Origin of the sequence: Rothia sp. HMSC071F11, from assembly GCF_001809115.1 — a bacterium.
GTDB lineage: Bacteria > Actinomycetota > Actinomycetes > Actinomycetales > Micrococcaceae > Rothia > Rothia dentocariosa.
Map to the genome: position 1 here is coordinate 78,833 of NZ_KV795754.1, position 823 is coordinate 79,655.

The 823-nt window shown below is 58.1% G+C and carries 2 protein-coding genes; both read right to left on the reverse strand.

The features are described 5' to 3' along the window. Positions 1-199: 199 nt before the first annotated feature. Positions 200-523 carry a hypothetical protein gene (locus HMPREF2554_RS04515; RefSeq protein ID WP_070554199.1) on the reverse strand — a complete coding sequence of 108 codons (324 nt, stop codon included), beginning with the start codon at positions 521-523 and terminating at the stop codon, positions 200-202. A 62-nt stretch (positions 524-585) separates the two neighbouring features. Continuing rightward, positions 586-823, reverse strand: a 238-nt coding sequence (locus HMPREF2554_RS11665; protein WP_210396020.1) for a hypothetical protein, incomplete at its 5' end; no start/stop codon positions are given.

The window sequence follows — 823 nt, forward strand, 5'->3', positions numbered from 1 at the left end:
GCTGCTGACCCGATGGGCGGCATGATGTAACGTTTCCCGACTGAGGGAGTATGTTGAAGCTCTCCGGGGTGGGTTCCTGACCGGCACAATGCCGGATACGGAGCTCGCCCCGGAGAGCTTTTGTCTATGCTTTTCAGAGCCGCGAGCAGGTGGTTTTTGGTCCGAGCAGGTAGGAAAATCCTACCTTTTCGGCACAATACTACCTGCTCGCGCGTATGCATGATTGCTCGCAACGTGCGCCGTGATTCGTTCGGGATGGGCGAGCCGCGCGGTATGCTGGATTTATGATGCCTAACACCACCTCCAGATCTTCCGAAAACAACGCCCCCGATACCCCCGCCCGTTCCGACCAAAACGCAAAGAGCATCGGCTCGCGGAATTCATTTCTGAGCATCGGGTCGGTGAACTCGGTGTGCAGCATTGGCTCCGTAAATTCGGCGTTTTCGATCGGCTCGGTTTTCTCATTTGGGTCTATCGGCTCGGCCTTTTCCTCGCTGTCCATTGCCTCGTGCCTGAGCTTCATGAGCGTGTTATCCGTTTTATCGGAAGCATCTGTGCTCTCGGCACGGTCGTACAGGTCGGTGCTTAAGACGGGCCAGCAGAAGAAGGCAAAGAAACCGTAGCCTTCCGCCGCCTTGCCTGCGATGGGGCAGGGGAGAACAGCATAGCGGCAGCGCCACCCGGCGGGTTACCCGTGCCCGCGCATCCACAGGGTAGAATAGTGGGGCTATGGAATGCGCCTATTACCGTGAGAGTCTTTGCCGCTCCTGCACCAACATCGAAACCCCATACCCCGCCCAGCTCGCGGCAAAACAGGCCGATG

What these genes read in the sequence shown, in the direction of transcription:
- HMPREF2554_RS04515 (WP_070554199.1), bottom strand. Translation starts at nt 523, where the DNA reads ATGAAGCTCAGGCACGAGGCAATGGACAGCGAGGAAAAGGCCGAGCCG.